Raw genomic sequence first — 8,460 nt, 5'->3', positions numbered from 1 at the left:
ACGACCGCGACGACCACCTTGCAGACCGTGACGATGGTGTCCCAGTTGTCGGAGAACCAGTCCCCGACCTCCTCCCACCACTTCCGGTTACGGATCCCCGCGTCGGAGGCCTCGTCGATCTTGCGCTTCGCCTCGCCCGCCGCGTCCTCCCGCATCTTCCGCGCGTCCGCCGCCATCTTCTTCGCCGCGTCCAACGCGTCCTGCGCGGTACCGACATCCGACTGGGCCGACGTCTGAGCCGACTTGGCGTGCTGGGCATCGCGGGTGGCAGCGCGGACCTTGGCCTCGTCCGGCTTCTCGGCGCTCTTGCTGCCGGTGGGGTCGTCCTTGTACTTGTCGGCTTCCTTGCCGGCTTTCGTCACCCACGAATCGGCAGAGGAGAGGCGGGACTTGGCAGAACTCAGATCACTCTGGGCGGCACGCCCGTTGGCCAACGCCCGGTCGGCAAGGGCCTGCGCACGCTCCAGCTTCGGCCAGTACGCCGCCAGCGCACCCCCCGCCAAGTCGTACGACGTCTTCAGCTTCTTCAGCTGCTTCGGCACCCCGGAGAACTGGTCCTGGAACGCCTTCGCGGACTTCCCCGCCCACTGCAGGACCGCTTCCTCGTCCGCCATCCCCTTGATCAGACGCAGCGCGTCCCCGACGTCATCGGCGAAGTCCTGAAGATTCTTGGCGAGCGACCGCACCCGGACCGGATCACCCGGCGTGGGGTCCCTGTCCAGGTCCAGGACATGCCAATCCGTCGGCCGAATCCCCACCACGCCGCAACCCCCGTCACGTTCGCCTCAACAACTGTCGTACGCATCAGCGAATTTACAGGAGGAGCGGGCGCGGCCCTAGGCCACCGCTCAGAGTCAGCCCTGGGCCACCGCTGAGAGAACCCCACCAAGCCCGACCCTCCCATCCCTCCCGCCGACGCCGCCGGTCGGCGGCGCCGATGGCCTCCGCCTGGAGCACCCCCGCGCGACACCCGGCCCCAGCCGAATGATGGTGGACCCATGGCAGAAGACACCACCACCCTGACCGGCCAGGCCCCTCCCCCCGTACGGGACTGGCCGCCTCGTGAGCTGCACGCGACCGAGTTCGACCCCGTGCTCGCCGAGCTGATGCGCGAGGGGCCGCTGACCCGGATCCGGCTTCCGCACGGGGAGGGCTGGGCGTGGCTGGCGACCCGCCATGAGGACGTGAAGGCGATCACGAACGACCCGCGCTTCAGCCGCGCCGAGGTCGTCGACCGCCAAGTCACCCGGCTGGCACCGCACTTCAAGCCGAAGCCGGGGTCACTGGCGTTCGCCGACCAGCCCGACCACAACCGGCTGCGCAAGGCGGTGGCGGCGGCGTACACCGTGGGAGCCGTGAAGCGGCTGCGCCCCCGCGCCCAGGAGACGCTCGACGCACTCGTCGAAGCCGTACTTCACGACGGTCCCCCCGCCGACCTCATCGAGCGCGTCCTCGAACCGTTCCCCATCGCCGTCGTCTGCGAGGTCATGGGCGTACCCGAGGCCGACCGGGAGCGGATCCACGCCTGGACCCGGCAGATCATCTCCACCGCGGGCGGCGCCGAGGCCGCGGAGCGCGCCAAGGACGGGATGTACGCCTACATCGCGCAGGCCATCCGAGAGCGAAGCCGGAGCGAGAGCGAGGACGTCCTCTCCCTGCTCGGCGCCGCCGTCGGCCGCGGCGACATCAGCGAGGCGGAGGCCATCGGCATCGCCGGCCCGCTCCAGATCGGCGGAGAGGCCGTCACCCATCACTGCGGCCAGATGCTCTACCTCCTGCTGACCGACCCCGGGCTGCTCGACCGCGTGCGCCGCCGGCCGGAGTCCCGCCCCGCCGCCATCGACGAACTCCTGCGCTACATCCCGCACCGCACCTCGGTGGGCCTGGCCCGCATCGCCCTGGAGGACATCGACATCCAGGGCGTACGCATCACCGCGGGCGACCCCGTCTACGTCTCCTACCTGGCCGCCAACCGCGACCCGGACGTCTTCCCCGACCCCGACCGCATCGACATCGACCGGGACACCAGCGCACACCTCGCCTACGGTCACGGCCCGCACTACTGCACCGGCGCCGTCCTCGCCCGTATGCAGACCGATCTCCTGATCAGCACCCTGCTCGACCGCCTGCCGGGGCTGCGGCTCGCGGTGCCCGCCGACGAGGTCCCCTGGCGGCAGCGCACGATGATCCGCGGACCGGTGGCTCTGCCGGTCACCTGGTGACGGCCGGAGCATGGCAAAAGGGCCCGTACGACCGAAGTCGTACGGGCCCTTTCAGGAGCTCTTGAAGGAGCTACCAGGTCAGACGATCGACAATTACTTGTTGATCTTGATGACCTGGCCGGCGCCCACGGTCCGGCCACCCTCACGGATGGCGAACTTCAGGCCCTCTTCCATGGCGACGGGCTGGATGAGGTCGACCGTCATCTCAGTGTTGTCGCCGGGCATGACCATCTCCGTGCCCTCGGGGAGGGTCACAACACCGGTCACGTCAGTCGTACGGAAGTAGAACTGGGGACGGTAGTTGTTGAAGAACGGCGTGTGACGGCCACCCTCGTCCTTGGACAGGATGTACGCCTGGGCCTCGAACGAGGTGTGGGGCGTGACCGAGCCGGGCTTGATGATGACCTGGCCGCGCTCGACGTCCTCGCGCTTGATGCCACGGAGGAGCAGACCGACGTTCTCGCCCGCCTGGCCCTCGTCGAGCAGCTTGCGGAACATCTCGATGCCGGTGACCGTGGTGGTGGTCTTCTCGGTCTTGATGCCGACGATGTCGACGGTCTCGTTGACCTTGAGGACACCACGCTCGATACGGCCGGTGACAACCGTACCGCGACCGGTGATCGTGAAGACGTCCTCGATGGGCATGAGGAACGGCTTGTCGACGTCACGCTCGGGCTGCGGGATGTTCTCGTCGACGGCCTTCATCAGGTCGAGGACGGTCTGGCCCCACTCCTTGTCGCCCTCGAGCGCCTTGAGCGCCGAGACCTTGACGACCGGAAGGTCGTCGCCCGCGTACTCGTACTCGGAGAGGAGCTCACGGACCTCGAGCTCTACGAGCTCCAGGATCTCCTCGTCGTCCACCATGTCGGCCTTGTTCAGCGCGACAACGATGTACGGAACGCCGACCTGGCGGGCCAGGAGCACGTGCTCCTTGGTCTGCGGCATCGGGCCGTCGGTGGCCGCGACCACGAGGATGGCGCCGTCCATCTGCGCCGCACCCGTGATCATGTTCTTGATGTAGTCCGCGTGACCGGGGCAGTCGACGTGGGCGTAGTGACGCGTCTCGGTCTGGTACTCGACGTGCGCGATCGAGATCGTGATACCGCGCTGGCGCTCCTCGGGAGCCTTGTCGATCTGGTCGAAGGCCGAGGCCTCGTTCAGGTCCGGGTACGCGTCGTGCAGCACCTTGGTAATGGCGGCCGTGAGGGTCGTCTTACCGTGGTCGATGTGACCGATGGTGCCGATGTTGACGTGCGGCTTAGTCCGCTCGAACTTTGCCTTCGCCACTGGGTCCTCCTGCGGAGTGGTTCTGGTACGCCTTACTCATCGGCGCCAGGTGATCTTTGCTGGGATGCCGCCCGCCGGGGTTTTCCCTCCCGGGTCGTCCCCGGCGGTCGGGTCAAGCCTAAAGCGTGCAAACGGGGTGCGTTACTCGCCCTTGGCCTTCGCGATGATCTCCTCGGCGACGTTCCTGGGAACCTCGGCGTAGGAGTCGAACTGCATCGAGTAGCTTGCGCGACCCGACGTCTTGCTGCGGAGGTCGCCGACGTAGCCGAACATCTCCGAGAGGGGCACGAGGCCCTTCACGACACGCGCACCGGCACGCTCGTCCATGGCCTGGATCTGACCACGACGGGAGTTGATGTCGCCGATGACGTCACCCATGTAGTCCTCGGGCGTGGTGACCTCGACGGCCATCATCGGCTCGAGCAGCACGGGGCTGGCCCTGCGAGCACCCTCCTTGAACGCCTGCGAACCGGCGATCTTGAAGGCGAGCTCGGAGGAGTCGACCTCGTGGTAGGCACCGTCGAGAAGCGTGATGCGGACACCCGTCATCTCGTACCCGGCGAGGATGCCGAACTGCATGGCCTCCTGCGCACCGGCGTCCACCGACGGGATGTACTCCCGCGGGATACGGCCACCGGTCACCTTGTTCACGAACTCGTACGCCGGACCGTCGGCGTCGGTGATGGGCTCGATCGCGATCTGCACCTTGGCGAACTGACCGGTACCACCGGTCTGCTTCTTGTGGGTGTAGTCCACGCGCTCGACGGCCTTACGGATCGTCTCACGGTAGGCGACCTGCGGCTTACCGACGTTGGCCTCGACCCGGAACTCGCGCTTCATACGGTCGACCAGCACCTCGAGGTGCAGCTCGCCCATACCGCCGAGGATGGTCTGGCCCGTCTCCTCGTCCGAGTGGACGTGGAAGGAGGGGTCCTCCTCCGCGAGACGCTGGATGGCTACACCCAGCTTCTCCTGGTCACCCTTGGACTTGGGCTCGATGGCGACCTGGATGACCGGCGCCGGGAAGTCCATGGACTCCAGGATGACCGGGTTCTTGTCGTCGCTGAGCGTCTCACCGGTGGTGGTCTGCTTCAGGCCCATCACGGCGACGATGTCGCCGGCGCCCACCGAATCGATCTCCTCACGCTTGTTCGCGTGCATGCGGTAGATCTTGCCGATGCGCTCCTTCTTGCCCTTGACGGAGTTCAGCACCGCGGTGCCGGTCTCCAGGCGGCCCGAATAAATCCGGACGAAGGTGAGCTTGCCCAGGTGCGGGTCGCTCATGATCTTGAAGGCGAGCGCGGACAGCGGCTCGTCCACCGACGGCTTGCGCTTGATCACGAGCTCCGGGTCCTTCACGTCGTGGCCCTCGATGGCCTCGACGTCAAGCGGGGTCGGGAGGTAGCGCACGACCGCGTCGAGCAGGGGCTGGACGCCCTTGTTCTTGAACGCGGTGCCACAGAACACCGGGGTGACCGTGACGTCGTTGGACTTGCCGGACTCGATGGTGACGCGACGGATCGCGGCGTACAGCTGCTCCTCGGTGGGCTCCTGGCCCTCCAGGAACAGCTCCATGATCTCGTCGTCGTACTCCGCGACGGTCTCGACCAGCTTGCCGCGGTACTCCTCGGCAGCCTCGGCGTGCGTGGCGGGGATGTCGACGACGTCGTACATCTCCCCCTTCTCCGCCTCGGCGGACCACACGAGCGCCTTCATGCGGACCAGGTCCACAACGCCCTTGAAGTCCATCTCGGCACCGATCGGCAGCTGCATGATGATCGGAACGGCGCCAAGCCGGTCCTTGATCATGTCCACGCAGCGGTGGAACTCGGCGCCGGTGCGGTCAAGCTTGTTCACGAAGCAGATACGCGGCACGCCGTAACGGTCGGCCTGACGCCAAACCGTCTCGGACTGCGGCTCAACACCGGCGACACCGTCGAACACCGTGACGGCACCGTCGAGGACGCGCAGCGAGCGCTCCACCTCGACCGTGAAGTCGACGTGCCCCGGGGTGTCGATGATGTTGATCGTGTAGTCGTTGTCCTCGAGCGGCCAGTGACAGGTGGTCGCAGCAGAGGTGATCGTGATGCCACGCTCCTGCTCCTGCTCCATCCAGTCCATGGTGGCAGCGCCGTCGTGGACTTCACCGATCTTGTAGCTGACGCCGGTGTAGAAGAGGATCCGCTCAGTGGTGGTCGTCTTGCCCGCGTCGATGTGAGCCATGATCCCGATGTTGCGGACCCTGGCCAGGTCAAGTGAAGTGGTAGCCATAAGGCTTCGGTCTTCTCTCGGTCTCGATGTGGGTAGCGACTACCAGCGGTAGTGCGCGAAGGCCTTGTTGGACTCGGCCATCTTGTGGGTGTCCTCGCGCTTCTTCACAGCGGCACCGAGGCCGTTGGACGCGTCGAGAAGTTCGTTGAGCAGACGCTCGGTCATCGTCTTCTCGCGACGGGCGCGGGAGTAACCGACGAGCCAGCGCAGCGCGAGCGTGCTGGCGCGACCGGGCTTGACCTCGATCGGAACCTGGTACGTCGCACCGCCGACTCGGCGGGACTTGACCTCGAGGGTCGGCTTGATGTTCTCCAGAGCGCGCTTGAGCGTGATGACCGGGTCGTTACCGGTCTTCTCGCGCAGGCCCTCCATGGCGCCGTAAACGATGCGCTCGGCGGTGGAGCGCTTTCCGTTCATCAGCACCTTGTTGATGAGGGAGGTCACCAGAGGGGAACCATAGACCGGGTCGATGATGACCGGGCGCTTCGGGGCGGGGCCCTTACGAGGCATTTCTACTTCTCCTTCTTGGCGCCGTAGCGGCTGCGGGCCTGCTTGCGGTTCTTGACACCCTGGGTGTCGAGCGAACCGCGGATGATCTTGTAGCGAACACCGGGCAGGTCCTTCACACGGCCGCCGCGCACGAGCACGATCGAGTGCTCCTGCAGGTTGTGCCCCTCACCCGGAATGTAGGCGGTGACCTCGATCCCGCTGGTCAAACGCACACGCGCGACCTTACGCAGGGCCGAGTTCGGCTTCTTCGGGGTGGTCGTGAACACACGCGTGCAAACACCGCGCCGCTGGGGCGAACCCTCGAGCGCGGGCGTCATGTTCTTCTTGACCTTGTCCTGCCGGCCATTCCGGACCAGCTGCTGGATCGTAGGCACTACTTCTCCGGTTTCTGTGTGCCGAGTGGTGTAGCTAACCTGGAACATCACCGACCCACGCGGTCGGGTGTGTCGAAGCCTGCATACTCCCGCCGACAGGCGAGAAGAGCGCAGATTCACGGTGGCCGCTTACGACTTCCCATGCGGTTCGAAGGCACGCACGAGAGCCAGGGCACACCCCAGGCACAAGGTATGAGCGTACCTACCTCATTCGCTGTGGTCAAAACAAATGCCGCGGGGCCGACACACCGGGGGTTGCGGCACCTTCCGCGCCCTCTCCCCCCGCCTCCGCACGGGTGTGCAACTGACACGGATGTGCGAGTCTGTCGCGATCTGATGTACAGACCGCTCACAGCCACCGGCACACGAACAGCGGCTCACCCTCTGAGCCCGGTGGCCGGACGGGGGAACCGCCTTGACCACGCTTTCCGAGGAAACCAGCACGGATTCCGGCCTGCCGGACGAGCCGCGGAAACGGCGGCACTGGCGGGATCTGAGGTCCCGAATACCCGCCCGCCCCCTCGCCGGACACCTCACCATGCCGGCCGGCGCACGACCGTACGCCGCCCCGCTGGCCCTCTACGGCGTCGCCAAACTCACAGGGTTCGGCGTCTTCGCCTGGCTGCTGGAAAGCGCCGGTGAATACCGGAAGAAGAATCCGCGCTTCGGCGGCGGCGCCCACTGGTGGGACGTGCTCGGGAGCTGGGACGGCTGGTGGTACCTCCAGGTCGCCGAGAAGGGGTACGACCCCCGCCCGCTGGAACGGCTCGACCCCGGCGGCATGTTCAGCGTCAAACAGAACTCGGTCGCCTACTTCCCCCTCTACCCGGCGCTGATCCGGTCGGTGTCCGAAATCACCGGCCTCGGCCTGTTCGGGGCCGGCCTGCTGGTCTCCGTGCTGGCGTCGTTCGTCGCCGCCGCCGGCGTCTACGCCGTGATCTCGCTGCTCGCCGGTGCCCGCGCGGGCACGATCGCCGCCGGGCTGTGGGCAGTCGTGCCCGGCGCCGGCGCCGAGTGGGCGGTGTACTCCGAGTCCCTGTTCGTGGCGATCGCCACCTGGTGCTGCTACTGCGTGATGAAGCGCCAATGGGTGGCGGCCGGACTGCTCGCCTTCGCCGCAGGCCTCAACAGGCCGACCTCCGCCGCGCTCATCGGCGCCGTGGGACTGGCCGCGCTGTGGACACTGGCCCGGCGCGAGAGCAGACGGGAACACGGAGTCGCGGGCCCCCTGTACGCCATGTTCGCCGCGCCGCTCGGCCTGCTCACCTACATCACCTGGGTCGGCGTCAGCATGGGCGACCTCACGGCGTACTTCACGCTGCAGAAGGAGGGGTGGGCGCACTACTTCGACTTCGGCCACTACACCTACGACGTCCTGCGCAACACGGCGGTCGGCAAGCACGACTACGCCTTCGCCTTCACCGTCCCGGACCTCATCGGCGTCCAGCTCGTGCTGGCCCTGCCGTTCCTGATCGCCCTGATGCTGCGCAAGCGCCCGCCGCTGGTGCTGGTCGCCTACACGCTGGCCGGGATCGTCTCCGTACTGGGCACCCAGCAGATGTTCGGCAACACCGCCCGCTACCTGCTCCCCTGCTTCCCGCTGCTCCTCGCCCCGGCCGCGGCGATGAGCCGCCTGAGACTGCCGAGCCTGATCGTGTTCTTCACGACGGCGGCGCTGGCGTCGGGGTGGTACGCGCACTACGTGATGTTCGAGCTGGGGATTCCGTAGGGCGACGGGAACTCCTCGGAGCGACCGGGGCGCGGAACCCCCCGGAGCGGCGCTGAAAGGCCCGTAC

General features: G+C 67.0%; 7 protein-coding genes. 2 read left to right on the top strand and 5 right to left on the bottom strand.

The features are described from left to right. On the bottom strand, positions 1-761 hold a 761-nt coding region (locus tag ACIBLC_RS39095), incomplete at its 3' end, for a putative T7SS-secreted protein (protein ID WP_399216242.1). 237 nt (positions 762-998) lie between these two features. Here ACIBLC_RS39095 and ACIBLC_RS39090 point away from each other — a divergent pair. After that, positions 999-2,222, top strand: a complete 1,224-nt coding sequence (locus ACIBLC_RS39090; RefSeq protein WP_399216241.1) for a cytochrome P450 — start codon at positions 999-1,001, stop codon at positions 2,220-2,222. 93 nt (positions 2,223-2,315) lie between these two features. Here the strand turns inward: ACIBLC_RS39090 and tuf are convergent, their stop codons facing one another. The 4 genes from tuf to rpsL all read right to left on the bottom strand — a co-directional run bounded on the left by tuf (position 2,316) and on the right by rpsL (position 6,664). Beyond that, a complete protein-coding gene (gene tuf, locus ACIBLC_RS39085) occupies positions 2,316-3,509 on the bottom strand; it encodes an elongation factor Tu (protein ID WP_399216240.1) in 1,194 nt (397 codons plus the stop codon). A 141-nt stretch (positions 3,510-3,650) separates the two neighbouring features. Further along, positions 3,651-5,780, bottom strand: a complete 2,130-nt coding sequence (fusA, locus tag ACIBLC_RS39080) for an elongation factor G (protein ID WP_399216239.1) — start codon at positions 5,778-5,780, stop codon at positions 3,651-3,653. A gap of 39 nt (positions 5,781-5,819) precedes the next feature. After that, complete coding sequence (rpsG, locus tag ACIBLC_RS39075; RefSeq protein WP_055517367.1) at positions 5,820-6,290, bottom strand: 30S ribosomal protein S7; 471 nt, start codon at positions 6,288-6,290, stop codon at positions 5,820-5,822. Positions 6,291-6,292: 2 nt separating this feature from the next. Then, positions 6,293-6,664, bottom strand: coding sequence for a 30S ribosomal protein S12 (gene rpsL / locus ACIBLC_RS39070; RefSeq protein ID WP_050372972.1), 372 nt, complete (start codon positions 6,662-6,664; stop codon positions 6,293-6,295). 415 nt (positions 6,665-7,079) lie between these two features. Here rpsL and ACIBLC_RS39065 point away from each other — a divergent pair, with 415 nt between their 5' ends. Next, positions 7,080-8,393, top strand: a complete 1,314-nt coding sequence (locus tag ACIBLC_RS39065; protein ID WP_399216238.1) for a hypothetical protein — start codon at positions 7,080-7,082, stop codon at positions 8,391-8,393. Positions 8,394-8,460 lie beyond the last annotated feature (67 nt).

Source organism: Streptomyces sp. NPDC050535, assembly GCF_044457665.1.
In the GTDB taxonomy this organism is placed as follows: Bacteria; Actinomycetota; Actinomycetes; order Streptomycetales; family Streptomycetaceae; genus Streptomyces.
This window is presented reverse-complemented; position numbering and strand designations above follow the sequence as displayed.